The organism is Streptomyces sp. SolWspMP-5a-2 (assembly GCF_900091845.1).
GTDB lineage: Bacteria > Actinomycetota > Actinomycetes > Streptomycetales > Streptomycetaceae > Streptomyces > Streptomyces doudnae.
Genome location: NZ_FMCI01000368.1, coordinates 1 through 22,647, shown reverse-complemented (window position 1 = coordinate 22,647; position 22,647 = coordinate 1). Strand labels below are relative to the sequence as shown.

The following is a 22,647-nucleotide window of genomic DNA, read 5'->3' as shown; positions in this document are numbered from 1 at the left end:
CGCCGCGCCGCTACCCCGGGCAGCCGGGCCAGCTCACCCACGGCCCCCGCACCCACCGGAAGGTCGCCCTCACCTTCCACGGCCAGGGCGACCCGGCCCTCGCCAGGACCCTGCTCACCGAGGCGGAGAAACACGGCGCCCACGTCACCGTGCTGGCCGTCGGCACCTGGCTGGACGAGCACCCCGAGATGGCCCGCCGCATCCTGGACGGCGGCCACGACCTCGGCAACCACACCCAGCGCCACCTCGACGTCAACGCCATGACCGAGAGCGACGCCCGCGCCGAGATCACCGGCTGCGCGGACCGGCTGCGCCGCCTCACCGGCTCCATCGGCACCTGGTTCCGCCCCTCCAGGGCGGCCCGCGCCTCGCCGCTCGTCGAGAACCTGGCCCGCGCCGCCGGCTACCCGCACGTCCTCTCCTACGACGTCGACTCCCTCGACTACACCCGCCCGGGAGCCGCCGCCGTCACCCGCACGATCCTCGGCCAGGTCCGCGAGGGCTCCGTGGTGAGCCTGCACTTCGGCTACCCGGACACGGCCGCCGCGCTCCCCGCCGTCCTGGCAGAACTCGACCGTCGCGGCCTGGCCGCGGTGACCACCACGGAGTTGTTCAGCTGATGCACCGCACCTTCCTCGGCCGCGCGCTCACCGCGGCCGCCGCGCTCGCCGCCCTCTCCGGCTGCGGCTCCGACACCGGCGACCGGGCCGGGGCGGCCCACGGCACCGAGGCCGCCGTCCCCGCCCCCGCCAGGAAGGACGCCGACAAGGGGCTGCCCGGCATGCCGCCGGTCCTCGACCCGAAGGACCTCTACGCCGCCGACCGTCCCGGCCGGCTCTCCCCGGTGGTCCGCGGCTTCCCGTCCCGCGTCTACGTGCCCAACACCAACTCCAACACCGTCACCGTCATCGACCCGAAGACGTACAAGGTCATCGAGACGATCCCGGTCGGCACCCAGCCCCAGCACGTCGTGCCGTCCTGGGACCTCAAGACGCTCTGGGTCAACAACGACAAGGGCAACACCCTCACCCCGATCGACCCGCGCACCGGCAAGGCGGGCAAGCCCGTCGACGTGCACGACCCGTACAACCTGTACTTCACCCCGGACGGCAAGTACGCCGTCGTCATGGCCTCCCTCGACCGCCGCCTGGTCTTCCGGGACGCGCACACCATGGAGGTGAAGAAGTCGGTGCCGGTCAGCTGCTACGGCGTCAACCACGCCGACTTCTCGCCCGACGGCCGCACCTTCGTCGTCTCCTGCGAGTTCAGCGGCGAACTCCTCAAGGTCGACACCGCCAGGATGGAGGTGATCGGCCAGCAGAAACTGCCGTTCCACGGGGCGATGCCGCAGGACGTCAAGATCGCGCCCGACGGCTCGAAGTACTACATCGCCGACATGATGGCCGACGGCGTGTGGATCCTGGACGGCAAGCACTTCGGCAAGCCCGCCTTCCTGCGCACCGGCAAGGGCTGCCACGGCCTCTACGTCAGCCGCGACTCCCGCGAGATGTACATCTCCAACCGGGGCGAGGGCACCGTCTCCGTCTTCGACTTCGCCCGGAACAAGCTGACCAAGAAGTGGCACCTGCCGGGCGGCGGCAGCCCCGACATGGGCGGCGTCTCCGCGGACGGCAAGGTCCTGTGGCTGACCGGCCGCTACAACTCCGAGGTGTACGCCCTCGACACCCGCACCGGCCGCCAGCTCGCCCGCATCAAGGTCGGCAGCGGCCCGCACGGACTCGCCGTCTACCCCCAGCCCGGCCGCTACTCCCTCGGCCACACCGGCGTCTTCCGCTGAACCACGCCCCGGCGGCGCCCCCGCGCAGGGACACGCCGCCGATCGGGTGACGGTCCCCGGGTGCCCGCCGGGGAACCGGGATCGTGCCCCCATGATCACAACTCGCCTCCGGCGGCGGGCCGCGGCCGCCGTCCTCTCGCTCGCGGCCGTCCTCGCCACGACGGCCGCGACCGTCCCCGCCGACACCCGCGCGCAGGCCGCCGTCCGGGCCGCCGCGCCCTCCTGCCCGCAGCTCTACGACCCGATCAGGGCCGCGGCGGACCGCAGGGTCGACATCGGCCGCATCACGCCCGAACCCGTCTGGCGCACCGGCTGCGGCACCCTCTACCGCAGCGACAGCCGTGCCCCGCAGACCGTCTTCGACGAGGGCTTCCACCCCAAGGACACGGTCAACGGCCAGTACGACGTGGAGAAGTACGTCCTGGTCAACCAGCCCTCGCCGTACGTGTCGACGTCCTACGACCACGACCTGTACAAGACCTGGTACAAGGCGGGCTGGAACTACTACATCGACGCCCCCGGCGGCATCGACGTCAACCGGACCATCGGCGACACCCACAAATGGGCCGACCAGGTCGAGGTGGCGTTCCCCGGCGGGATCGCCCGGCAGTTCATCGTGGGCGTCTGCCCCGTCGACAAGAAGACCAAGACCGAGATCATGAGCGAGTGCCGGAGCAACCCGCACTTCGAGCCCTGGCACTGAGCAGCAGCAACTCCGCGCCCACCGGCCGGTATCCGGCCGCGAGGAACGCCCGCAGACTGCGGGCGTTCCCCGGCGTCACCTGCGCCCAGAGCGGCTCCGCCACCACCTGCCTGGCCGCCCGCGCCAGCCGCCGCCCCAGACCCCGCTGCCGCGCTCCCTCGTCGACCTCCACCGACACCTCGAGACGCCCGCCGATCCCGCGCCCCACGACCAGCACCCCGCCCTCGGTCGTCCAGGCCCGCACCGCGTCGCGCCGACCGCGCGCGTACCCGATCCTGGAGTGGTCGCCGTCCGCGATCTCCACCAGCGGCAGCGGGAGTTCACCGGTCAGCGGCGCGGCCACCAGCATCGTGTCGACCGTCTCCGCCGTCCGGCCGGTGCGCTCCAGCAGGGCCGCGAGGAACCGCGGATGCATCGGCGCCCCCAGCGGATCGCAGTCCGTCGCGCGCAGCGCCGCGCGCACCCACGCCGGGTCCTCGTCCGTGAAGACCACCGCGTGCGCGGTGAACGCCAGTACGCCCGCGTCCCGTTCGCACTCCTGCGGCACCACGACGGTGACGCCGTCCGCGGGCGGCAGCGCCCCGCGCGCCGCCGCGTCGAGAACCGTCCGCAGGGTCTCCATCGCCGTGCCTCCCCGCGCTCCGGACGACCGCCGCGCGGGCGACGCGCGGGGGCCGTTAATCTGACCTGCGTCAGTCAGACAGCGAGACGGTAACGCAGCACGACGCGGCTGCACGAGAACAAAGGGGGCGGGCCCGTGGCGGACATCGAAGAGGCGCGCAAGGAGTTCCAGCGGATCGACGGCGACGGCGACGGGTTCATCACCGCCGCCGAGTTCAGGACCGCCCTCGCCCAGGGCGGCGACTGGAACGTCACCGAGTCGGTCGCCGAGGTCCTCATCAAGGCGCGTGACCTCGACGGCGACAAGGTCCTCTCCTTCGACGAGTTCTGGGCGTACCTGGACAAGTGAGGACCGGACCGGGGGCACCCCAGCCGTCCGCGGCGGGCGCCCCCGGCCGTCCACCGGGCGCCCGCCGCCGTCCGCGGCGGGCGCCCCGCGTCATCCCCGGCGCCTGATGCGCACGCTCCACCGGCCCTCGTGCCGGTCCAGCGCCAGCGGCAGGTCGAAGCAGGCGCCGACCCGGTCGCCGGTGAGCACGCCGTCCACCGCGCCCTGCGCCAGCACCCGGCCGTCCCGCAGCAGCATCGCGTGCGAGGTGCCCGGGGGCAGTTCCTCCAGGTGATGCGTCACCAGCACCGTCGCCAGGTCGGGGTGCTCCTCGCGCAGCGCGTCCAGCGCGCCGATCAACTGCTCGCGCCCCGGCAGGTCGAGGCCCGTCGCCGGTTCGTCGAGCAGCAGCAGCCGCGGCTGCGGCATCAGCGCCCGCGCGATGAGGGTCCGGCCGCGCTGCCCCTGGGAGAGCGTCGGCCACCGCGCGTCCCTGCGGTCGCCGAGCCCGAGCGTCGCGATCAGCCGGTCGGCGCGCGCCTCCTGCTCCGCCGTCGCGCGCCAACGCGGCACCGGGGCAACGGAGTTGGTCAGCCCGGTGAGCACGACGTCGTGGACCCGCAGCGGTTCGCGCAGCGGATGGCGCGGGTCGACGTGCCCCACGAACGTCCGCAACTCCCGCAGATCGACCCGCCCCAGGCGCCGCCCGAGGACGTCGACCGTGCCGCGCGTCGGGTGCACCAGCGCGCCCAGCAGGCTGAGCAGCGTGGACTTGCCCGCGCCGTTGGCGCCGAGCAGCGCCCAGTGCTCGCCCGCCCGCACGGTCAGCGAGACCTCCTGGAGGATCGGCCGCCCGTCCCGCACCACATGGACGTCCTCGGCCCGCAGCACGTCGGTCATCGCAGCACCGTCCGCCCCGCCGGGCACGGCACGGACCCGGCCCCGGCGACCGGGACGAGGTGAGGGCGGGGGAGCGGCGCGGGGCGCGGGAGGCGCGCCGCGGGGGGAGCGGTGGTGCGGGTCATGGTCTGCTCTGGCCTTCGGCTCGGTCGGACGGCGACCGGCGGCACGACGCACCCCCGCGGCGGGGTGCCGGTCGCGTCAGGCCCCGCCGCGGCGGCCGAGAAGTCGGCGGATTCCGGGACCGCGGAGCGTCATGGCGCTACGCTAACCACTCCTCAGCTCCTCAGACAAGTGGTGACCTCGATGCCGTCCGTGCCGCCGCCCTCCGCACCCCCGCCGCTCGGCGCCCTCCGCCCCAGCCCGCTGGTCGAACAGGCGGCGGACCGGCTGCGCGCCCGGATCACGGACGGCCACTGGCCCGTCGGCACCCGGCTGCCCGGCGAGACGACCCTCGCCAAGGAGCTGGGGGTGGGCCGCTCCACGGTCCGCGAGGCGCTGCGCGCGCTGGCCGGCGCCGGCCTGGTGCGGCCCCGGCAGGGCGCCGGGGTCTTCGTCATCGCCACCGCGCCCGCCGCCGACTGGCCCACCCGGCTGCGCCGGGCCGCCGTCACCGAGGTGTACGAGGTCAGGACGGCCGTCGAGGTGCACGCGGCGCGGCTCGCCGCCCGCCGGCGCACGCCCGCGGACGTGACGGCCCTCCAGGCTGCGCTGGCCGCCCGGCGCGCGGCGGCCGCCGCGGACGACACGGTCTTCGTCGCGGCGGACCTCGCGCTGCACGAGACGGTGGTCGCCGCGGCCCACAACCCGCTGCTGGCCTCCCTGTTCGCGGACTTCGCGCCCGCCCTGCGCACCGGCCTGACGGAACTCCTCGCGCTGCTCCCGCTGCGCGAGGCCGACCCCAACCCGCACGACGACACCCACGCGGCCCTGGTCCTGGCGATCGCCGACGGCGACGAGGAGGGCGCGGTCGCGGCGCTGACCCGGGAGCTGACCGGGACGCTGGCGCTGCTCGGCGCGGGCCACCCGTTCGGCGGGCCTGCGGAATAGCCGCGCCGGGGGAGGAGTTGGGGGTGCGTATCCGCACGCAGGCGAACCCGGAAGGTCGAGGCGGCAATGAAGATCGGCATCATCGGCGCGGGCAACATCGGCGGCAATCTCACCCGGCGGCTCACCGCGCTCGGGCACGAGGTGTCCGTGGCCAACTCCCGCGGCCCGCAGACACTGACCGAGCTGGCGCGGGAGACCGGGGCGACACCCGTCACCGTCGGCGAGGCGGCCCGGGGCGCGGCGGTCGTCGTGGTCACCGTCCCGCTGAAGTCCGTGCCCGACCTCCCGGCCGGTGTGCTCGACGGCGCCGCCGAGGGGGTCGCGGTGATCGACACCGGCAACTACTACCCGCAGCGCGACGGCCGGATCGCCGCGATCGAGGACGACGGGCTCACCGAGAGCCGCTGGACCGAACGGCAGCTCGGGCACGCCGTGACCAAGGCGTTCAACGGCACCTACGCGCAGGACATCCTGGACCGGCACCGGCCCGAGGGCGCGGCCGACCGGATCGCCCTCCCGGTCGCGGGCGACGACGAGGCCGCCAAGCGGACGGTGCGCGCGCTGATCGGGGAGCTGGGCTTCGACACGGTCGACGCGGGCGGCATCGACGACTCCTGGCGCCAGCAGCCGGGCAGCCCCGTCTACGGACTGCGCGCGGACGCGGACGGCGTCGCGAAGGCGCTGGCGGAGGCGAGCCCGGAGCGCCCGGAGGATTTCCGGGCGTAGCCTCCCGCCCGAGCGGCCCGTCAGTCGAAGGAGGCCCACTCCCTCAGGGCGGCCTTGTCGGCGAAGTCCGCCACGTCCTTGTCGTGCGGGTCCTCGGTGTACTGGTGGAAGCGCCAGTCCGCCTTGATGCGGGGCTCGCCCGCGGTGACGTAGTCGGCGATCCAGAGGCCGTCACCCGCGTACGAGGTGGTGTCGACGGTGAGCCAGAAGTTGCGGTTGCAGTACAGGACGACCCGGTTGTTCGGCCGCAGCTTCTTCACCTGGCGGATGAAGCTGTCCTTCTCCGCGTTGCTCGCGTGGGTGCCGTCGCCCGTCGTCTCCCAGTCGACCGCGAGGATGTCACCGGCCTTCTCCGGCGCGTTCTTGACGAAGTACTCGGCCTGCGCCGTGATGTTGCCCGGCCACAGGAAGTGGTAGAAGCCGACGACCAGACCGGCGTCCCGGCCCGCTTTCGTGTGGGTGGTGAGCCTGGGGTTGACGTACGAACGCCCCTCCGTCGCCTTGATGAAGACGAAGGAGAGGCCGCTGGTGTCGTACGACGACTGGAACGCGCTCACGTCGATGCCGCGCAACATGGGGTGCTCCCTGAAGTGCTGGTGGGGGGACGGAAGTCATAGGGGGTGTACCCCCACCCTGGCACGACCGAGCATCACGGGAGGGTGAAAGCGGAGACCGGCCGGGCCGCCCCGCGCCCCGTCAGCCGCCGTCGCGCGCCCCGGGCAGCCGGTCGCGGAAGCCGAGCACCGCCGCCGCCACCTCGTCGCCGTGGCTCTCCAGCAGGAAGTGGCCGCCGTCCAGGAGGATGACCTCCGCGCCGGGGGCGTCGCGCCGGAACGCCTCCGCGCCGGCCGCCGCGAAGATCTCGTCGTTGCGGCCCCAGACCGCGAGGACGGGGACGCGGCTCGACCGCAGCCACTCCTGCACCGCCGGGTACAGCGCGCGGTTGCCCGAGTAGTCGGCGAACAGGGCGAGTTGGGCGCGGTCGACGCCGGGGCGGGCGAGCAGCGCCAGGTCGTGCTCCCAGGCGTCGGGGTCGATCAGGCTCGGGTCGGGGACGCCGTGGGTGTACTGCCACTCGACGGCCTCCCGGCCCAGCGCGGGCCGCATCCTGGCCTCGTTCGCCGGGGACCGGTCGGCGCCGTAGGCCCAGACCGCTTCCCAGAACTCCGGTACGAAGCCCTCCTCGTAGGCGTTGCCGTTCTGCGAGACGACGCCGAGGACCGCGCCAGGCGACGCGAGCGCGAGGCGCCAGCCGATCGGCGCGCCGTAGTCCTGCACGTACATCGCGTAGCGGTGCACGCCGAGCCGGTCCAGCAGACCGCGGGTCACGTCCGCGAGGGCGTCGAAGGTGTAGGCGAACTCCGCGGTGCCGGGCGCCGACGAGCGGCCGAAGCCGATGTGGTCGGGCGCGATGACCCGGTAGGGGCCGGCCAGCGCGGGGATGAGGTGGCGGAACATGTGCGAGCTCGTCGGATAGCCGTGCAGCAGCAGGAGGACGGGGGCGTCGGCCGGGCCCGCCTCCCGGTAGAAGACGGTCAGGCCGCCGACGTCCGCGGTCCGGTGGTGAACAGCGACCACGATAACCCCTTAAGTTGATTTAACCGGTTAGGCTATTCTGAGCATGCACAGCATCGGACGCGCGTGTCAACAGGGAGTGGGTCGTGGTCGAGGACGAGGATCTGCTGCTCGCCGTGCTCAACAGCGCGCCCGTCGTCGACGGACACCCCGAGGACCACCTCACCGGCGCGGGGGCCCGCGACCGGGTCCGCGCCCTCGGCGGGCGGGGCACACCGGCCGAGCGCGACCGGCTGCGCCTGGTGCGGGACGCGCTGCACCCGCTGATCCGCGGGACCTCCACCGACGTCGGCGCCCTCGCCGCCGTCCTCGGCGCGGCCCGGCTGCGTCCCGCCGTCTCGCCCGCGGGCGTCACCTGGACCCTGGAGGCCGCCCCCGACGACGACCTCGCGGTCCGGACGGTGCTCGCCTGGTCGCGGGTCACCGCGGAGCTGCCGGGGCGGCTGCGGGCCTGCGCCAACGACGAGTGCAGGCTGTTCCTCGTCGACCACAGCAGGCCGGGCACCGCCCGCTGGTGCTCGATGGCGGTGTGCGGCAACCGCATGAAGGCACGCGCCCACGCGCGCAGGCACCGCGCGCAGGGGTGAGCGGCCGCGCGGACGGCTCGGGTGCGCGGGCGGTCCCGCCCGGTGGAGCCCCGCGAGACCCGGCAACTCCCGTCGGTCACAGGGGCGTTGGCGCCCGCTCGGACGGCCCGTTGTCAGTGGCGGTGGCTAGGGTCGTTCTCTCGTACGCATCATCAGCAGAGAGGACGGTCGCACATGCCCACACCCGGGTTCCCGCCGCACACCCTCGACTCCGAGGGGCTGCCGGTCTGGATCAGCGCGCTGGCCGCGGAGGATCCGCACCACGCCCTGCACGTGGTGCGCGGCCTCGAACCGGCCGAGGCACTGGAGATGCTGGGGGCCAAGCCGCGCCTGTTCCAGGCCCGTGAGCTGCCCGCCGAACCGCGCGAGTGGAGCGTCCTGCCCGAGCCCGCCCCCGGGCTCGAACCCGGCGCGGGGGCGACGCTGCTGGCCGGGCGCGTCGGCGCGTGGACGTTCGTCTACGACGGCGCGGGGTTCACCGACCGGGACGCCACGGCGGAGCTGTCCGCCGACGGCCGGACGGCGGCCGTCAGCATGTTCTCCATCAACGCCGACGCGAGCCTCACCTACGCCGTCGACGGCGCGGAGGTGACCACGGTCGACGTCGACGACCTCGACCCGGCGCAGGACGTGCCCGGCCTGCCGGACGAGCTGCGCGCGGCGTTCGAGGCGGCGGGCGTCGTCGAGCACGACTACCTGGACCCGGGCGACCCCGACTACGACATCTGCATGCGGGCCGTCTGCGCCCTCGCGGGGCTCTTCCTCACGGTCGAGGAGCTGCGCCAAGTGCCGCTCCTGGTCACGCCGTTCGGCTGAGACGGACACCGGCGCCGAGGGGGAGGCGCCCGGGGCCGGAACGGGCGGCCACGCGCCCGTTCCGGCTCGCTCCCCGTCCTCGTACGCGTCCTTGCCCCGTACCCGTTCCCGTTCCCGGCCCCGGGGTCGCCGGGCCGGGCCGCCGTCCGGGGCCTGCGAGTACCGTGGGTGCCATGAGCGGATTCCGTCCCGGCGAGCGCTTCCTCGCCGACTGCCCGGCGCGGCTGGCGGTCGAACTCCTCGCCGACAAGTGGGCGGCGGTCGTGCTCTACGGGCTCAGCGAGGGCCCGGTGCGCCACGGCGACCTGGCCGAGCTGATCGGCGGCATCTCCCGCAAGGTGCTCACCCAGACGCTCCGCAGGCTGGAGGCGCACGGCCTCGTCAGCCGTCACGCCTACGCCGAGGTGCCGCCGCGCGTCGAGTACGGACTCACCCCGCTCGGGGCGACGTTGATCGACCCGATCCTCATGCTCACCGAGTGGGCGAGGACCAACGGCGAGGCGGTCCTCGACGCCCTCGACGCCCGCGCCGAACCCCTCGCCCCCGGCGACTGAACCCGGCCGCACCCCGCGCCCCACCGCCGGGCACGGGCCGTCTCCGCGCGCCGCGGGTGGCGGGATCCACACCCATCCGGCGCCCGACTCGGGGTAGATCCCTCACCAGAGGAACGTCGTTCCTGTGGCCGGGAGAGGAGACAGACCACAGTGCGGGACCAGGAGAACCCCCGCCCGTCCGACGAGGCGGGCGAACTGGAGGAGAAGGTCGCGGAGTTGAGGCGGGCCGTGGTGTCGCACGCCGTCGTCGACCAGGCGGTCGGCGTCGTCGTCGCCTACTGCGGCCTGGCGCCGGACGCCGCCCGTGACGTCCTCGACGACATCTCCCGCGACAGCGGGACCGAGCTGCGGTCGGTCTCCGAGCGGCTCGTGCGGTGGCCCCACGAGGGCCGCCTCCCCGACGACCTGCGCCGGCCCCTGGAGGCGGCGCTGGACCGGCGGCGCGGCGACACCCCCTGACACCGGCCGGGGCCGGTGCCCCGCGAGCCCTCGGACACGGCCTGGTGCCGTGACCGGCGAACCTCTCCGGTCAGGGCGCTAGGCCGTGCATGGCGCCGCGAGGCAGACGGGAATGGTCAGACACGCCCTAGGAAGCCAGCCGGGTGAGGGTGCCGGTCAGCGGGGCGGCCGGGCCCGCGCCGGGTTCGGGGCGGGTGATCTCGGCCCAGACCGCGTCGAGGGAGAGGCCGAGGACGTCGGCGATCGCCGCGATGGTCGGGAAGGCGGGGGTGGCCACGCGGCCCGACTCGATCTTCCGGAGGGTCTCCGGCGAGACGCCCGCGCCGAGCGCGGTGTCGAGGATCGAGCGCTCCCCTCGGGCCCGGCGCAGCAGGGCGCCGAGGCGCTGTCCGCGTTCGATCTCTTCGGGGGTGAGTGGCAGCCTGACCATGGGTGGGATTCTAGTACCGGTATAGTTCGACCGGTATAGTTATTGGATGCACGAGAAGGACGCGCACGCATGATCGAGATCTTGAACCCCACCCTGCTGGCCCGAGCGAAGGACACCGGCGCGCTGGTCGCCGAGATCCTCCAGACGCTGAAGGGCCGCAGCGCGGTCGGCACCAACCTGCTCGACATCGACCGCTGGGCCAAGGAGATGATCATGGAGGCGGGGGCGCTCTCCTGCTACGTCGACTACGCCCCGTCCTTCGGGCGCGGCCCGTTCGGCCACTACATCTGCACGGCCGTCAACGACGCCGTGCTGCACGGGCTGCCGCACGACTACGCGCTCGCCGACGGTGACCTGCTCACCCTCGACCTCGCGGTCTCCCGGGGCGGGGTGGCCGCCGACTCCGCCATCAGCTTCGTCGTGGGCGGCGCCCGGCCCGCGGCGAGCGTCGCGATGATCGAGACGACCGAGCGCGCGCTCGCCGCCGGGATCGCCGCGGCCGGGCCCGGGGCCCGCGTCGGCGACCTCTCCCACGCCATCGGCACCGTCCTGCGCGAGGCCGGGTACCCGATCAACACCGAGTTCGGCGGCCACGGCATCGGCTCGACGATGCACCAGGACCCGCACATCTCCAACACCGGGCGGCCCGGCCGGGGTTACAAGCTGCGCCCCGGGCTGCTGCTGGCGCTGGAGCCGTGGGTCATGGAGGACACCGCCCAGCTCGTCACCGACGCCGACGGGTGGACCCTGCGCAGCGCGACCGGCTGCCGGACGGCGCACAGCGAGCACACCGTCGCGATCACCGAGGACGGCGCCGAGATCCTCACCCTGGCGAGGTAGCGGCACCGCTGGGCCGGGCGCCGGGCCGGGGAAACGGTTCGCCTGCCGTGCCGCGGGTCATTCGCTCCGCCCGGGTCCGCCGCGCGGCCGCCACCGGGGCGGGCGGGGTTTGGGAGCGGGCGCCGCGGGCTACACCGACGTGCATGCGGCACGGAGGAGACGGTGTGGGGAGCACGGAAGCGGCGCCGGGCCGGGACGAGTCGCCCGAGGAGCGCGCGGACCGGCAGTGGAGCGAACTCCTCCAGGAGCTGCGGGTCGTCCAGACGGGCGTCCAGATCCTCTTCGGCTTTCTGCTGACCGTCGCCTTCCAGCAGCGCTTCCCCGCGCTCTCCGGCGGCGACCGCACCCTGTACACCGTCACGGTGGTGCTGGGCGCGGCGGCCACCGGCGCGCTGGTCGGACCGGCCTCGCTGCACCGCATGCTCGCCGGTCACCGGCTGAAGCCGGAGACGGTGGTGTGGGCGTCGCGGCTCACCGTGCTGGGCCTGGTCCTGCTGGTGTGCACGATGGCGGCGGCCCTGCTGCTGGTCCTGCGGGTGGCGGGCGCCGGGACCGCGGCGACCTGGATCGTCACCGGCATGGTCGTCTGGTTCGCCCTCGCCTGGTTCCTCCTGCCGCTCCTGGCCCGCCACCGGGCCAGGGAACGGCGCGTCCGGAGGTGACGCGGGCCCCGCTCACGACCCGACGAGGGCCTTGCCGACGGCGTCCAGGAAGGCGTCGAGATCCTTCGGGGTGCGCGAGGTGACGAGGGTGCAGCCGCCCGTGTCGTCGCTGACGACGGGTTCGTCGACCCAGGACGCGGCACCGGCGTTGAGGATGTCGGTGCGCAGCGACGGGTACGACGTGAGGGTCCTGCCCCGGACGAGGCCGGTCTCCACCAGGGCCCAGGGTCCGTGGCAGATCGCGGCGATCGGGCGGCCGGACCCGGCGAAGGCGGTGACGAGGCCGAGCGCGGTCTCGTCCAGGCGCAACTGGTCGGCGTTGAGCGTGCCGCCGGGCAGCAGGAGGAGCTGGTGGTCCAGCGGGTCGACGGCGTCGAGGACGGTGTCGGGCCTGACGGTCTCGCCGGGGTCCTTGTCGCCCACCAGGGTCTGGACCGGCTCGGTGGTCGGGGCGGCGACGGTCACGTCGGCGCCGTCCTCCCGCAGCCGGGTGACCGGCACGACGAGTTCGTCCTGCTCGACCCCGTACTGGGTGACGAGGACGAGCACGCGGTGACCGTTGAGGGGTTTGTCAGCCATGGTGGCCTCTCTCTCCGTGCGGAGGCGCCCGGCCGTGCGGGCGTCGGACGCCTCGTGGTCGGCGCCCGGCCGTAGGGGCCTCGGGCGCCTGGTGTGGACGGCGTCCGGGCGCTGGGGCCTCGGGCGCCCGGTGGTCGGCGTCCCGCCGCTCGGGCCGGGGGCGCCTGGTGCCGCTGTCCCGCCGGGTGACCAGGTGCCGGGACTTCACACGTGCCGGTCACCCGCGCGGCGGCTTCCCCGGCTCACGGGCCGAACCGGGGAAGCCACGACCGGACCCGACCCGAGGGTCAGGGAGCCCGGTCCCCGCACGGGTCCCCCAGCAGGCCGTTCCCACGCATGCCGGACGGCGATCCGTCCCGCCGGATCGACCGGTGTGGATCCCGCGCAGCGGGGTACCCCGCCACTCGCCGACGGCCGAGGTGGCCGTCGCGGAGAACCGGATGACGCAGGAGGGGCACCACATGACAGTGGCGACGACGGCCGAGGCGAGGACCGTGGGGGAGGGGACGGCGCGGGAGCGGACCCGGGCACTGCCCGAGATCGAGGACGCCTCCCAGGTCACCCCCGGCGACGCCCGTCAGCTGACGAGACTGTTCCTGGAACGGCTCGCCGTCCTGGAGGAAGGGACCCGGGAGCACCAGTACGCCCGCGACACCCTCATCAAGATGAACGTGTCCCTCGTGCAGTTCGCGGCCAGGCGCTTCCGCAGCCGGGGCCGGGACGAGCGGGAGGACATCGTCCAGGTCGGGACGATCGGGCTGATCAAGGCCATCGACCGGTTCGACCTCAGCCGCGAGACCGAGTTCACCTCGTTCGCCCTCCCCTACATCGTCGGGGAGATCAAGCGGTTCTTCCGTGACACCTCGTGGGCCGTGCACGTGCCGCGCAGGCTCCAGGAGGCCCGGGTCGAACTGGCGCGGGCCACCGAGGAACTGCGCAGCCGCCTCGGCCGTCCGCCCACGGTCAAGGAACTCTCGCAGCTGATGAGCCTCAGCGAGGCGGAGGTGGACGAGGCGAGGCTCGCGGCCAACGGCTACGACGCCGCCTCGCTCGACGCCACCCTGCACGCCGACGTCGACGGCGAGTCCGCCCTGGCCGACTTCATCGGCCTCGACGACCACGCCCTCGAACTCGTCGTGGACTTCCAGGCGTTGGCCCCGCTGATCGCCGAACTCGACGACCGGGCACGCCTCATCGTGCACCTCCGCTTCGTCGAGGAGCTGACCCAGGCGCAGATCGGCGAGCGTCTGGGCATCTCGCAGATGCACGTCTCCCGGCTCCTGGCCCGCACCCTGGGCACCCTGCGGGACGGCATGCTCAGCACCCGCTGACCGACGGAAAGCCCCCGTGGACCGCACGACGACCGTGCGGTCCACGGGGGCGATCGGCCTTTGTGCGGGGGGCTTTCGGGCAACCGGGACCCGGGGTGTCCGGGACCGCACCGCCCGCGGAGCGGACCCCAGAAGCCGGCCGACCCTCAGTAGCCGAGGGCCTCGCGCAGTTGCCCCTTGTTCATCGACGACCGGCCCTCGACGTTCTTCTTCCGCGCCTCTTCGTAGAGCTGGTCCCTGGTCGGGCCCTGGGCACCGCGGTGCGAACGCTCCCCGCCGCGCTGCGAGGCGGACTTGGGGTCGCGCAGTGACGTCCGGCTGCTGGTCCGCGACTCCCCGGCGCGGGCCCGCTCCTTGTTGACGGTCCGGGCGGCGATCTCCTCGGCCCGGCCCTCGGAGACACCGCGCTGCTCGGCGCTCTCCTTGATGTGCTCGTACTGGCGCTCACGCTTGGCGTTCGAACCCGCGGGCATGGTCTGCTCCTTTCCTCGCGCGGTGCCGTCAGGCGGCGGCGCGGTCGTCGGCACGGTCCCCGAGCGCCTCGGCGCGCACCCGCTCGCAACTGCTGGTGAGCAGGCGGGAGACGTGCATCTGGGAGATGCCGAGCCGGTCGGCGATCCGGCTCTGCGTCATGTCCTCGAAGAACCGCATGTAGAGGATGGCCTGTTCGCGCTCGGGCAGCCGTCGCAGCCCTTCCTTCGCGGCCTCCCGGTCGACGACCAGGTCGTAGGAGGCGGGCGGCCCGGCGAGGGTGTCGGCGATGTTGTGTCCCGCCTCGCCCGGGGTGAGTTCGGCGTCCAGGGAGAGCGCCTTGTAGCTCTCCAGCGCCTCGGTGCCCGCGGTGACCTCGTCCTCGGTGAGGCCGGTGTGCGCGGCGACGTCGGCCGTGCTCGGCTGGTGGGAGCCGGGACGCTGGGCGAGTTCACGCCGGGCCACCCGGACCTGGTTGCGCAGCTCCTGCACCCGGCGCGGCACCCGCAGCGCCCACATCCGGTCCCGGAAGTGGCGCTTGACCTCGCCGGTTATCGTCGGCACCGCGTAGCTCTCGAAGGCGCCCCGGTCGGGGTCGAAGCCGTCGATGGCCTTCACCAGGCCGAGGGCCGCCACCTGGCGCAGGTCCTCGACCGTCTCGCCGCGGTCGCGGAACTTCCCGGCGATCCGGTGGGCCATCGGCAGCCACGCCTGCGCCAGTTCGTCGCGCAGCGCGTCGCGCTCCCGGCCCGGGTCCAGGCCCATGAGGTGCGCGAAGAGCGCGGACGTCTCCGGGGAGTCGTCGTGCCTGCGGGGTGTGGACGCGGTGGTGGAGGCAGGGGCGGGGTTCGGCATGGGGTCACTCCCGTGGATCGCGGAGGGGGTCGGCCCACCGGGGGCCGACGCTGTCAGGTCCGCCGCGAGGGGGTCGGCCGGTCCACAGAGGACTCAGGCCGCCGGGATTCCCGCGACGCTCGCGCCTCCGGTCCGAAGCACGGTGACCGGGTGCCCGCGTCGAGCACGCCGAAACATGCGCGGAGCGGACGCCCGGAAGAGCGGGGACCCTCTGCGCAGGGCCGGTCCCGCCCGACCCCCGCGACCTGCGGGAACAGCCGTCGGACCCGCGCGCGGCCGGGGGTGGCCTGTTCCCAGCAGCACACCACCGTTGCGGGCACCGGGCCACTCGTACGCCCGCGGGGCCGGGTCACGGCGCTCCCGGCCGGGTGGCCCCGTCCCGGCGGAGTCCCGCCCACGGCACCCGGCATCCCGGACTCGTGCGCCCACCGAGGCCCGGCGCCGACGGACCCGGCCGGGCCGAGGGACCCACCGCGGTCCGCATCCGATCCCGCCCTCCCGGAAAGTGCGGTATGCGCTGGTTTGTCAGCGACGTCGGGGGAACCCGGCCCCCATGCCGTACCGCTTCCGCCAGGTCTGGTTCATGACCACGTGAGGGTCGCAGAACTCCAAGTGAGGGTGACGGCGTCGCCGTTGAGGAGTGTGTCTGCGAAGGCGGTGACTTGTCGGACGACGTCCGTGAAGCGTTCGGGGTAGCTCATTGCGGCGGGGCCTTGCCGGCGGCGCCAGGCGGTGTATGAGGTCTGGCGGCGCTCGCCGAGGTCGGTGATGGTAGAGCTGAGGGGGATCAGGGTGATGCCGCGGTGTGTGGCGGTGGCGGTCAGCGCCGTGGTGAGTTCTTGGCCGTCCAGGTCGTTGAGTGTGAGCAAGCGGTAGAGGTCACCGTAGTCGCGGTCGCGGGTGTTGAGTTCGCCGAGTGAGACAGCGGTGGAGAGTTTCTCGGCGATGACGGTGGCAAGTGGGTAACCGAAGATCTGGAAGCTTTCCTCCGTGAGCTGTTGTGGGTAGTCGATGAGCCGGGGGCCGGGCGTGACGGGGTCGCCGAAGCTGACGTCCAGTTGAAGTTTGAGCCGCGCTCGGGCGATGGAGGCGGCCATGGACAGGCGTAGGCCGTGGTATTCGTCCTCCTCGCGGATGGGAACCGTCTTGAGCGCCGCGGGATCGAACACGACTCCATCGTCGTTCTCGGTGGCGGCGACGGCCGCGATTCTGTGGATGATCTCGGTTTCTGTGCCTGGGAACGAGCGGCCGAGGATGTCGATGTCGCGGGTCGTTCGACGTGCGCCGAACTGGGCGAGCAGCAGGCCACCCTTGAGAACGAAGTGCTCCCGGCCCAGGGGTGACGAGGCCAGGCGGTAGAGGAACCGTTCGAGGACGTACTCGACCATGACCTCGTCCGTTGACCGGCTGGTGCGGCGGGCCAGGTTGCGCAGGTCGTTGTAGACGCGGCCGGCGGTGGTGTTGCGGGTGGGGTTGGCCATCAGGCGAGCACCGCCTCCACGGCGGGGCGGACGACGGAGAGAGCGTCCAACTCGCGTGCGAAGTGCTGAAGTTCGCCGACACCGCCTCGCCCGCTCCGGCGCAGGTAGCGGCCGAGCGCGGACAGGGCGAGGGTCTCGCCGAGGCGGCTGCGGTGGCGCATCGCGTCGACGACGCTGCGGGCCGCGTTGTACATGGGGATGGTCTCTCCCGGGGCTGCTTCGAACCGTTCGACTCCGAGGTCGAAGGTCTTCGCGGCGTACTGCGCCACCACGGTCGGCGGGTAGGAGATCGTCGGGCGGCGTGTACCGCGCGGCACGGCGATGTGTGCTGCTGCGGGGATGTCGTCGATCAGCTCATGCAGGGCCAGGGCGGATTCACCGCACACGACGGCGCGAGGGGCCCGTGCGCACACGGCCAGCAGATCCGCGTGCGCGGTCTCCGGGGCGTCTGCGCGCCGGTACACCCCGCGGGACAGTTCGTCTATCTCCCCCTCCGTGACCAAGTGCGCCAGATCGCGAGGGGAGAGCAGGGCCTGACGTGCCTGCGCCGTCGTAAATGTGGGGGACAGGTCGGCCAGCCGCTGTTGCAGGCGAGAGTTTTCCGCAGCGTCCATGTATCAAATGGTACCCCTCATGTGGCCGTGAGGGATCGATTTAATACGCTCCGTGGTAGGTGAGCGGCGCATCCGGTGTCGATCGCGTACCGCACACCGCGGACCTGCAGGTCAAGAGCCCCTTCCTCAGGGACTTCCCAGGGACTCTCACGTCTGTCTCAGGGAGGCTCCAGGGGCTTTCCGCCGCGTGAGCAGGGAAGGCCCTGACAGCGCTGAATGACACGAACGCGCTGGTTAGGGCCCATTCCTCTAGCACTCGATGATGTTCACCGCGAGCCCGCCCCGGGCCGTCTCCTTGTACTTGACGCTCATGTCCGCCCCGGTCTCCTTCATCGTCTTGATGACCTTGTCCAGGGAGACCTTGTGGGAGCCGTCGCCGCGCATCGCCATCTTCGCCGCCGTGACCGCCTTCACCGCGGCCATGCCGTTGCGCTCGATGCACGGGATCTGGACCAGGCCGCCGACCGGGTCGCAGGTGAGGCCGAGGTTGTGCTCCATGCCGATCTCCGCCGCGTTCTCGACCTGCTCCGGGGAGCCGCCGAGGACCTCCGCGAGGGCGCCCGCCGCCATCGAGCAGGCCGAGCCCACCTCGCCCTGGCAGCCGACCTCGGCGCCGGAGATGGACGCGTTCTCCTTGAACAGCATGCCGATCGCGCCCGCCGCGAGCAGGAAGCGCACGACGCCGTCCTCGTCCGCGCCGGGGACGAAGTTGATGTAGTAGTGCAGCACCGCGGGGATGATGCCCGCCGCGCCGTTCGTCGGGGCGGTGACGACCCGGCCCCCGGCCGCGTTCTCCTCGTTCACCGCCATCGCGTACAGGGTGATCCACTCCATGGCGTGCGCCAGCGGGTCGCCCTCGGCCCGCAGTTGGCGCGCGGTGACGGCGGCGCGGCGGCGCACCCGCAGTCCGCCGGGCAGGATGCCCTCCCGCGACATGCCCCGGCTCACGCAGGCCCGCATCACGCCCCAGATGTCGAGCAGGCCCTCGCGGATCTCGTCCTCGGAGCGCCAGGCGCGCTCGTTCTCCAGCATCAGCGCGGAGATTGACAGGCCCGTCTCGCGGGTCAGCCTGAGCAGCTCGTCGCCGGTGCGGAACGGGTACTTGAGGACGGTGTCGTCCAGCTTGATCCGGTCGGCGCCCACCGCGTCCTCGTCGACGACGAAGCCGCCGCCCACCGAGTAGTAGGTCTTGGAGAGGAGTTCGGCGCCGTCCGCGTCGAAGCACCAGATCGTCATGCCGTTCGCGTGGTACGGCAGCGTCCTGCGGCGGTGCAGCACGAGGTCGTCGTCGAAGGAGAACGGGATCTCGTGCTCGCCGAGCAGCCGCAGGGTGCCCGACGTCCTGATCTCCTCGACCCGGTCGTCCGCCTTCTCGACGTCCACCGTCCGGGGCGAGTCGCCCTCCAGGCCGAGCAGGACCGCCTTGGGCGTGCCGTGGCCGTGTCCGGTCGCGCCGAGCGAGCCGTACAGCTCGCAGCGGACGGACGCGACGCCGTCCAGCAGGCCCTCGTTGCGCAGCCGGAGCGCGAACAGGCGGGCGGCCCGCATCGGGCCGACCGTGTGGGAGCTGGACGGGCCGATGCCGATCGAGAACAGGTCGAAGACCGAGATGGCCACGGTGACTCCTCAAATGCGGGGGGTGGTGCGAGAGGGCGGGCACCGCGCGCGTCCGTCGCGGTGCGCGCGGTGCCCGGCGGGGCCGTCCTAGGCGGAGAGCCCCGGGTACAGCGGGTGCTTCTCGGCCAGGGCGGTGACCCGGGCGCGCAGGGCCTGGGCGTCGTACTCGGGCTTCAGGGCCGCGGCGATGATGTCCGCGACCTCGGTGAAGTCCTCGGCGGTGAAGCCGCGGGTGGCGAGCGCGGGCGTGCCGATGCGCAGCCCGGACGTCACCATCGGCGGCCGCGGGTCGTTCGGGACGGCGTTGCGGTTGACGGTGATGCCGACCTCGTGGAGCCGGTCCTCGGCCTGCTGCCCGTCCAGCTCCGAGGCGCGCAGGTCGACGAGGACCAGGTGCACGTCGGTGCCGCCGGACAGGACGTCCACGCCGACCGCCTTCGCGTCGTCCCGCACCAGCCGTTCGGCCAGGATGCGCGCGCCCTCCAGGGTGCGCCGCTGGCGCTCCTTGAAGTCCTCGGAGGCGGCGACCTTGAAGGAGACGGCCTTGGCGGCGACCACGTGCTCCAGCGGTCCGCCCTGCTGGCCGGGGAAGACCGCCGAGTTGATCTTCTTGGCCAGTTCGGCGGTGGACAGGATCACGCCACCGCGCGGGCCGCCCAGCGTCTTGTGGGTGGTGGTGGTGACGACGTGGGCGTGCGGGACGGGGTTGGGGTGCAGCCCCGCCGCGACCAGCCCGGCGAAGTGCGCCATGTCGACCATGAGGTAGGCGCCGACCTCGTCCGCGATCCGCCGGAACTCGGCGAAGTCGAGCTGCCGCGGGTACGCCGACCAGCCCGCCACGATCAGCTTCGGGCGGGACTCCTTGGCGAGCCGCTCCACCTCGGCCATGTCGACCAGGCCGTCGTCACCGACGTGGTAGGCGACGACGTCGTAGAGCTTGCCGGAGAAGTTGATCTTCATGCCGTGGGTCAGGTGCCCGCCGTGCGCGAGGTTCAGGCCCATGATCGTGTCGCCCGGCTTGAGCAGCGCGAACATGGCCGCCGCGTTGGCCTGGGCGCCCGAGTGCGGCTGCACGTTGGCGTGCTCGGCGCCGAACAGGTCCTTGACCCGGTCGATCGCGATCTGCTCGATCACGTCGACGTGCTCGCAACCGCCGTAGTAGCGGCGGCCCGGGTAGCCCTCCGCGTACTTGTTGGTGAGGACCGAGCCCTGCGCCTCCATCACCGCGACCGGCGCGAAGTTCTCGGAGGCGATCATCTCCAGGGTCGACTGCTGGCGGTGCAGCTCGGCGTCGACCGCGGCGGCCACGTCCGGGTCGAGCTCGTGCAGCGAGGTGTTCAGAACGGACATCGTGTCGCTCCTTCTCAGCCGGCGGTGAACGCGGCGTACTCGTCGGCGGAGAGCAGGTCGCCGGGCTCCTCGGAGACGTGGACCTTGAACAGCCAGCCCCCCTCGAACGGCTCGGAGTTGACCAGCGACGGGTCGTTCTGGACGTCCTCGTTGACCTCGGTGACCTCACCGGAGACGGGGGAGTACAGCTCGCTGACCGACTTGGTCGACTCCAGCTCGCCGCAGGTCTCGCCCGCGGTCACCGTCGAGCCGGTGTCGGGCAGGTCCGCGTAGACGACGTCGCCGAGCGCGTTCGCCGCGAACTCGGTGATGCCGACCGTCGAGACGCCGTCCTCGGCGACCGACAGCCACTCGTGCTCCTTGCTGTACCGCAGCTGCTGGGGGTTGCTCATGGCCTGAATTCTCCTGTACGCGAGGGTGTGGTGAGAAAGGGGGGACAGGTCGGGACCGACTCCAGGAAACCCTGTGATCAGGGCGGACGCCCGCCGGGGAGCCCCGCGCGCCGGTGCGCGTGGTGCCCGCGGGCGCGTCAGGACCGGCCGGATCGATGCGGTGACGCTACTTCTGGCGCCGGTAGAACGGCAGCGCCACGACCTCGTACGGCTCGTGGGTACCCCGGATGTCCACACCGACCCCGGGGGTGCCGGGCGCCGCGTGCGCCGCGTCGACGTACGCCATCGCGATCGGCTTGCCCAGCGTCGGGGACGGTGTGCCGGAGGTGACCTCGCCGATCACCTCGCCGCCCGCGACGACCTGGTACCCGGCGCGCGGCACCCGCCGTCCCTCGGCGATCAGGCCGACCAGCACCCGGGGTGCCTGCGAGGCGGCCCGGTCGGCGGCCTCGCGCAGCGCGTCGCGGCCCACGAAGTCGCCCTCCTTCTCGAACTTCACCACCCGGCCGAGCCCGGCGTCGAAGGGGGTCAGGGCGGTCGACAGCTCGTGTCCGTACAGCGGCATGCCCGCCTCTAGGCGCAGCGTGTCGCGGCAGGACAGACCGCACGGGACCAGGCCGACGCCCTCGCCCGCCTCGGTCAGCGCCCGCCACAGCTCCACGGCGTGCTCGGGGCGCACGAACAGCTCGAAGCCGTCCTCGCCGGTGTAGCCGGTGCGGGCGATCAGCGCGGGGACGCCCGCGACGGTCCCGGGCAGACCGGCGTAGTACTTCAGGCCGTCCAGGTCGGCGTCGGTGAGCGAGGCCAGGATGCCCGCGGACTCGGGGCCCTGGACGGCGAGGAGCGCGTAGGCGTCCCGGTCGTCGCGGACCTCGGCGTCGAATCCGGCGGAACGATCCGTCAGTGCGTCGAGCACGGTCTGCGCGTTCGACGCGTTGGCCACGACCAGGTACTCCTGCTCGGCCAGCCGGTAGACGATCAGGTCGTCCAGGATGCCGCCGTCGGTCCGGCAGATCATGGTGTAGCGGGCGCGGCCGACACCGACCGAGGCGATGTTCCCGACCAGGGCGAAGTTCAGCAGGGCTGCGGCGCCGGGGCCGGTCACCGTGATCTCGCCCATGTGGGAGAGGTCGAAGAGGCCGGCCTTCGCGCGCACGGCCAGGTGCTCGTCGCGCTCGGAGCCGTAGCGCAGCGGCATGTCCCAGCCGGCGAAGTCGGTCATGGTCGCACCGAGCGAGCGGTGCAGGGCATCCAGCGCGGTATGGCGGAGTTCGGTACTGCTCATCGGACGGTTGTCTCCCAGGGCGACGGGGATCTCCCGGGCGCGGGCGGAGCCGGGCACGGGGGAAGGAGAGGTCGGTCCTCCCCATCTGTCATCGGAACCTGAGAGGTTCGCCGTGAACCCGCGAAGGTCACGGCTTGCACCTTGGGTGGAGCCACCGGTCAGCGGCCCGCTTTTCAGATGTGCCTCGCCCGCGCGGTACGGGGCCTGAGAGATTCAAGGGAGGGACTTGCTCCTTCGGCGCCCCGGGCGACGCGCTTCCTTCGAAGCGCCACCGGGAACTCTCCCGCGCGGATTCAAGCGGCCGGTATGCAGTTGGCGGGCACATCATCGCACGCCCCGCCACGGCACGGCAGACCCCCTCTGTCACGGGCCTGTGGCAGGACGGAGACGAAAACACGAGACGCCGCACATTACCTTCTCTTTACACTCGGAGGGGACGGAGACCCGTACCCGGCCCCAGGGGAGGACGATCTCGGTGAACAGGACCACCGCGTACGCCACGACGTCGGCCGCCGCGCTGCCGGCGCAGCCCGCGGGCCCGGCCTGCGAGGTCTGCCGGGACCGCCCCGCGCCGGTGGTCCGCGACCTGCGCGAGCGCCCCGGCCGCGGCCCGCGCGCCCTCC

General features: G+C 73.0%; 26 protein-coding genes, 2 pseudogenes and 1 riboswitch. Of the genes and pseudogenes, 14 read left to right on the top strand and 14 right to left on the bottom strand.

From position 1 onward, the window contains the following. The 3 genes from GA0115242_RS36520 to GA0115242_RS36510 form a co-directional block, all read left to right on the top strand. On the top strand, window positions 1-620 hold a 620-nt coding region (locus tag GA0115242_RS36520; RefSeq protein ID WP_093835953.1), incomplete at its 5' end, for a polysaccharide deacetylase family protein. After that, window positions 620-1,798, top strand: coding sequence for a YVTN family beta-propeller repeat protein (locus GA0115242_RS36515; protein WP_093835952.1), 1,179 nt, complete (start codon window positions 620-622; stop codon window positions 1,796-1,798). The genes GA0115242_RS36520 and GA0115242_RS36515, both read left to right, overlap by 1 nt. A gap of 91 nt (window positions 1,799-1,889) precedes the next feature. Further along, window positions 1,890-2,501, top strand: a complete 612-nt coding sequence (locus tag GA0115242_RS36510; protein ID WP_093835951.1) for an ADP-ribosyltransferase — start codon at window positions 1,890-1,892, stop codon at window positions 2,499-2,501. On the opposite strand, the gene GA0115242_RS36505 is transcribed toward GA0115242_RS36510, so the two are convergent. Continuing rightward, a complete protein-coding gene (locus GA0115242_RS36505; RefSeq protein ID WP_093835950.1) occupies window positions 2,455-3,123 on the bottom strand; it encodes a GNAT family N-acetyltransferase in 669 nt (222 codons plus the stop codon). The genes GA0115242_RS36510 and GA0115242_RS36505 overlap by 47 nt on opposite strands. Window positions 3,124-3,258: 135 nt before the next feature. On the opposite strand from GA0115242_RS36505, the gene GA0115242_RS36500 reads away from it, so the two are divergent. Beyond that, the gene (locus tag GA0115242_RS36500; RefSeq protein ID WP_093835949.1) at window positions 3,259-3,471 is read left to right on the top strand and encodes an EF-hand domain-containing protein; all 213 of its coding nucleotides are present in this window, start codon (window positions 3,259-3,261) and stop codon (window positions 3,469-3,471) included. A gap of 90 nt (window positions 3,472-3,561) precedes the next feature. On the opposite strand, the gene GA0115242_RS36495 is transcribed toward GA0115242_RS36500, so the two are convergent. Next, window positions 3,562-4,350 (bottom strand): ABC transporter ATP-binding protein, encoded by a 789-nt coding sequence (locus GA0115242_RS36495; protein WP_093835948.1) that lies wholly within the window; start codon window positions 4,348-4,350, stop codon window positions 3,562-3,564. A 306-nt stretch (window positions 4,351-4,656) separates the two neighbouring features. On the opposite strand from GA0115242_RS36495, the gene GA0115242_RS36490 reads away from it, so the two are divergent. Then, on the top strand, window positions 4,657-5,400 hold the full coding sequence (locus GA0115242_RS36490) for a FadR/GntR family transcriptional regulator (protein ID WP_093835947.1): 744 nt from the start codon (window positions 4,657-4,659) through the stop codon (window positions 5,398-5,400). 57 nt (window positions 5,401-5,457) lie between these two features. Further along, a pseudogene (locus GA0115242_RS36485) lies at window positions 5,458-6,126 on the top strand (NADPH-dependent F420 reductase); the annotation flags it as partial. Window positions 6,127-6,146: 20 nt separating this feature from the next. On the opposite strand, the gene GA0115242_RS36480 reads toward GA0115242_RS36485, so the two are convergent. Both GA0115242_RS36480 and GA0115242_RS36475 read right to left on the bottom strand, forming a co-directional pair. Then, window positions 6,147-6,701 carry a glycoside hydrolase family 25 protein gene (locus GA0115242_RS36480; protein WP_093835945.1) on the bottom strand — a complete coding sequence of 185 codons (555 nt, stop codon included), beginning with the start codon at window positions 6,699-6,701 and terminating at the stop codon, window positions 6,147-6,149. Between the two features lie 121 nt (window positions 6,702-6,822). Continuing rightward, window positions 6,823-7,704 carry an alpha/beta fold hydrolase gene (locus tag GA0115242_RS36475; protein WP_093835944.1) on the bottom strand — a complete coding sequence of 294 codons (882 nt, stop codon included), beginning with the start codon at window positions 7,702-7,704 and terminating at the stop codon, window positions 6,823-6,825. Between the two features lie 83 nt (window positions 7,705-7,787). Between GA0115242_RS36475 and GA0115242_RS36470 the strand changes: the two genes are divergently transcribed. From GA0115242_RS36470 to GA0115242_RS36455, 4 genes are all read left to right on the top strand, one after another. Next, window positions 7,788-8,288, top strand: coding sequence for a CGNR zinc finger domain-containing protein (locus GA0115242_RS36470; protein WP_093835943.1), 501 nt, complete (start codon window positions 7,788-7,790; stop codon window positions 8,286-8,288). A 174-nt stretch (window positions 8,289-8,462) separates the two neighbouring features. Continuing rightward, the gene (locus GA0115242_RS36465; protein ID WP_093835942.1) at window positions 8,463-9,104 is read left to right on the top strand and encodes a DUF6461 domain-containing protein; all 642 of its coding nucleotides are present in this window, start codon (window positions 8,463-8,465) and stop codon (window positions 9,102-9,104) included. Window positions 9,105-9,277: 173 nt separating this feature from the next. Then, window positions 9,278-9,658, top strand: a complete 381-nt coding sequence (locus tag GA0115242_RS36460) for a winged helix-turn-helix transcriptional regulator (protein WP_093835941.1) — start codon at window positions 9,278-9,280, stop codon at window positions 9,656-9,658. 150 nt (window positions 9,659-9,808) lie between these two features. After that, window positions 9,809-10,117 carry an ANTAR domain-containing protein gene (locus GA0115242_RS36455; RefSeq protein WP_093835940.1) on the top strand — a complete coding sequence of 103 codons (309 nt, stop codon included), beginning with the start codon at window positions 9,809-9,811 and terminating at the stop codon, window positions 10,115-10,117. Between the two features lie 127 nt (window positions 10,118-10,244). Here the strand turns inward: GA0115242_RS36455 and GA0115242_RS36450 are convergent, their stop codons facing one another. Further along, window positions 10,245-10,547: a helix-turn-helix domain-containing protein gene (locus GA0115242_RS36450; protein ID WP_093835939.1), complete on the bottom strand. Its 303-nt coding sequence runs from the start codon at window positions 10,545-10,547 to the stop codon at window positions 10,245-10,247. A 69-nt stretch (window positions 10,548-10,616) separates the two neighbouring features. Here GA0115242_RS36450 and map point away from each other — a divergent pair, with 69 nt between their 5' ends. Both map and GA0115242_RS36440 read left to right on the top strand, forming a co-directional pair. Next, the gene (gene map, locus GA0115242_RS36445) at window positions 10,617-11,387 is read left to right on the top strand and encodes a type I methionyl aminopeptidase (RefSeq protein WP_093835938.1); all 771 of its coding nucleotides are present in this window, start codon (window positions 10,617-10,619) and stop codon (window positions 11,385-11,387) included. A gap of 143 nt (window positions 11,388-11,530) precedes the next feature. Further along, entirely contained in the window at window positions 11,531-12,049 is a 519-nt protein-coding gene (locus GA0115242_RS36440; RefSeq protein WP_093835937.1) for a DUF6328 family protein, read from the top strand. 12 nt (window positions 12,050-12,061) lie between these two features. Here GA0115242_RS36440 and GA0115242_RS36435 read toward each other — a convergent pair whose 3' ends face one another. Next, window positions 12,062-12,628: a type 1 glutamine amidotransferase domain-containing protein gene (locus GA0115242_RS36435; protein ID WP_093835936.1), complete on the bottom strand. Its 567-nt coding sequence runs from the start codon at window positions 12,626-12,628 to the stop codon at window positions 12,062-12,064. Window positions 12,629-13,089: 461 nt separating this feature from the next. Between GA0115242_RS36435 and GA0115242_RS36430 the strand changes: the two genes are divergently transcribed. Next, on the top strand, window positions 13,090-13,959 hold the full coding sequence (locus GA0115242_RS36430) for a SigB/SigF/SigG family RNA polymerase sigma factor (RefSeq protein ID WP_093835955.1): 870 nt from the start codon (window positions 13,090-13,092) through the stop codon (window positions 13,957-13,959). Window positions 13,960-14,105: 146 nt separating this feature from the next. Here GA0115242_RS36430 and GA0115242_RS36425 read toward each other — a convergent pair whose 3' ends face one another. The 8 genes from GA0115242_RS36425 to gcvT form a co-directional block, all read right to left on the bottom strand. Continuing rightward, complete coding sequence (locus GA0115242_RS36425; protein WP_093835935.1) at window positions 14,106-14,432, bottom strand: plasmid stabilization protein; 327 nt, start codon at window positions 14,430-14,432, stop codon at window positions 14,106-14,108. A 28-nt stretch (window positions 14,433-14,460) separates the two neighbouring features. Next, the gene (locus GA0115242_RS36420; RefSeq protein ID WP_093835934.1) at window positions 14,461-15,285 is read right to left on the bottom strand and encodes a SigB/SigF/SigG family RNA polymerase sigma factor; all 825 of its coding nucleotides are present in this window, start codon (window positions 15,283-15,285) and stop codon (window positions 14,461-14,463) included. Window positions 15,286-15,866: 581 nt separating this feature from the next. Continuing rightward, window positions 15,867-16,766, bottom strand: coding sequence for a nucleotidyl transferase AbiEii/AbiGii toxin family protein (locus GA0115242_RS36415; RefSeq protein WP_093835933.1), 900 nt, complete (start codon window positions 16,764-16,766; stop codon window positions 15,867-15,869). Then, a complete protein-coding gene (locus GA0115242_RS36410) occupies window positions 16,766-17,380 on the bottom strand; it encodes a type IV toxin-antitoxin system AbiEi family antitoxin domain-containing protein (RefSeq protein ID WP_093835932.1) in 615 nt (204 codons plus the stop codon). Before GA0115242_RS36410 ends, GA0115242_RS36415 begins: the two co-directional genes overlap by 1 nt. Window positions 17,381-17,629: 249 nt before the next feature. After that, entirely contained in the window at window positions 17,630-18,997 is a 1,368-nt protein-coding gene (locus GA0115242_RS36405; protein ID WP_093835931.1) for an L-serine ammonia-lyase, read from the bottom strand. 87 nt (window positions 18,998-19,084) lie between these two features. Beyond that, the gene (glyA, locus tag GA0115242_RS36400; protein ID WP_093835930.1) at window positions 19,085-20,347 is read right to left on the bottom strand and encodes a serine hydroxymethyltransferase; all 1,263 of its coding nucleotides are present in this window, start codon (window positions 20,345-20,347) and stop codon (window positions 19,085-19,087) included. A 14-nt stretch (window positions 20,348-20,361) separates the two neighbouring features. Further along, a complete protein-coding gene (gcvH, locus tag GA0115242_RS36395; protein ID WP_093835929.1) occupies window positions 20,362-20,739 on the bottom strand; it encodes a glycine cleavage system protein GcvH in 378 nt (125 codons plus the stop codon). A gap of 166 nt (window positions 20,740-20,905) precedes the next feature. Beyond that, window positions 20,906-22,024 carry a glycine cleavage system aminomethyltransferase GcvT gene (gcvT, locus tag GA0115242_RS36390; RefSeq protein WP_093835954.1) on the bottom strand — a complete coding sequence of 373 codons (1,119 nt, stop codon included), beginning with the start codon at window positions 22,022-22,024 and terminating at the stop codon, window positions 20,906-20,908. A 183-nt stretch (window positions 22,025-22,207) separates the two neighbouring features. After that, a riboswitch (glycine riboswitch) is annotated at window positions 22,208-22,320 on the bottom strand. A 179-nt stretch (window positions 22,321-22,499) separates the two neighbouring features. Between gcvT and GA0115242_RS42140 the strand changes: the two are divergent. Next, window positions 22,500-22,647, top strand: a pseudogene (locus GA0115242_RS42140) (ATP-binding protein); the annotation flags it as partial.

What these genes read in the sequence shown, in the direction of transcription:
- gcvH (WP_093835929.1), bottom strand. Translation starts at nt 20,739, where the DNA reads ATGAGCAACCCCCAGCAGCTGCGGTACAGCAAGGAGCACGAGTGGCTG.
- gcvT (WP_093835954.1), bottom strand. Translation starts at nt 22,024, where the DNA reads ATGAGCAGTACCGAACTCCGCCATACCGCGCTGGATGCCCTGCACCGC.
- GA0115242_RS36430 (WP_093835955.1), top strand. Translation starts at nt 13,090, where the DNA reads ATGACAGTGGCGACGACGGCCGAGGCGAGGACCGTGGGGGAGGGGACG.
- GA0115242_RS36495 (WP_093835948.1), bottom strand. Translation starts at nt 4,350, where the DNA reads ATGACCGACGTGCTGCGGGCCGAGGACGTCCATGTGGTGCGGGACGGG.
- GA0115242_RS36515 (WP_093835952.1), top strand. Translation starts at nt 620, where the DNA reads ATGCACCGCACCTTCCTCGGCCGCGCGCTCACCGCGGCCGCCGCGCTC.
- GA0115242_RS36420 (WP_093835934.1), bottom strand. Translation starts at nt 15,285, where the DNA reads ATGCCGAACCCCGCCCCTGCCTCCACCACCGCGTCCACACCCCGCAGG.
- GA0115242_RS36415 (WP_093835933.1), bottom strand. Translation starts at nt 16,766, where the DNA reads ATGGCCAACCCCACCCGCAACACCACCGCCGGCCGCGTCTACAACGAC.
- GA0115242_RS36480 (WP_093835945.1), bottom strand. Translation starts at nt 6,701, where the DNA reads ATGTTGCGCGGCATCGACGTGAGCGCGTTCCAGTCGTCGTACGACACC.
- map (WP_093835938.1), top strand. Translation starts at nt 10,617, where the DNA reads ATGATCGAGATCTTGAACCCCACCCTGCTGGCCCGAGCGAAGGACACC.
- GA0115242_RS36450 (WP_093835939.1), bottom strand. Translation starts at nt 10,547, where the DNA reads ATGGTCAGGCTGCCACTCACCCCCGAAGAGATCGAACGCGGACAGCGC.
- GA0115242_RS36410 (WP_093835932.1), bottom strand. Translation starts at nt 17,380, where the DNA reads ATGGACGCTGCGGAAAACTCTCGCCTGCAACAGCGGCTGGCCGACCTG.
- glyA (WP_093835930.1), bottom strand. Translation starts at nt 20,347, where the DNA reads ATGTCCGTTCTGAACACCTCGCTGCACGAGCTCGACCCGGACGTGGCC.
- GA0115242_RS36440 (WP_093835937.1), top strand. Translation starts at nt 11,531, where the DNA reads ATGCGGCACGGAGGAGACGGTGTGGGGAGCACGGAAGCGGCGCCGGGC.
- GA0115242_RS36505 (WP_093835950.1), bottom strand. Translation starts at nt 3,123, where the DNA reads ATGGAGACCCTGCGGACGGTTCTCGACGCGGCGGCGCGCGGGGCGCTG.
- GA0115242_RS36425 (WP_093835935.1), bottom strand. Translation starts at nt 14,432, where the DNA reads ATGCCCGCGGGTTCGAACGCCAAGCGTGAGCGCCAGTACGAGCACATC.
- GA0115242_RS36460 (WP_093835941.1), top strand. Translation starts at nt 9,278, where the DNA reads ATGAGCGGATTCCGTCCCGGCGAGCGCTTCCTCGCCGACTGCCCGGCG.
- GA0115242_RS36435 (WP_093835936.1), bottom strand. Translation starts at nt 12,628, where the DNA reads ATGGCTGACAAACCCCTCAACGGTCACCGCGTGCTCGTCCTCGTCACC.
- GA0115242_RS36490 (WP_093835947.1), top strand. Translation starts at nt 4,657, where the DNA reads ATGCCGTCCGTGCCGCCGCCCTCCGCACCCCCGCCGCTCGGCGCCCTC.
- GA0115242_RS36510 (WP_093835951.1), top strand. Translation starts at nt 1,890, where the DNA reads ATGATCACAACTCGCCTCCGGCGGCGGGCCGCGGCCGCCGTCCTCTCG.
- GA0115242_RS36465 (WP_093835942.1), top strand. Translation starts at nt 8,463, where the DNA reads ATGCCCACACCCGGGTTCCCGCCGCACACCCTCGACTCCGAGGGGCTG.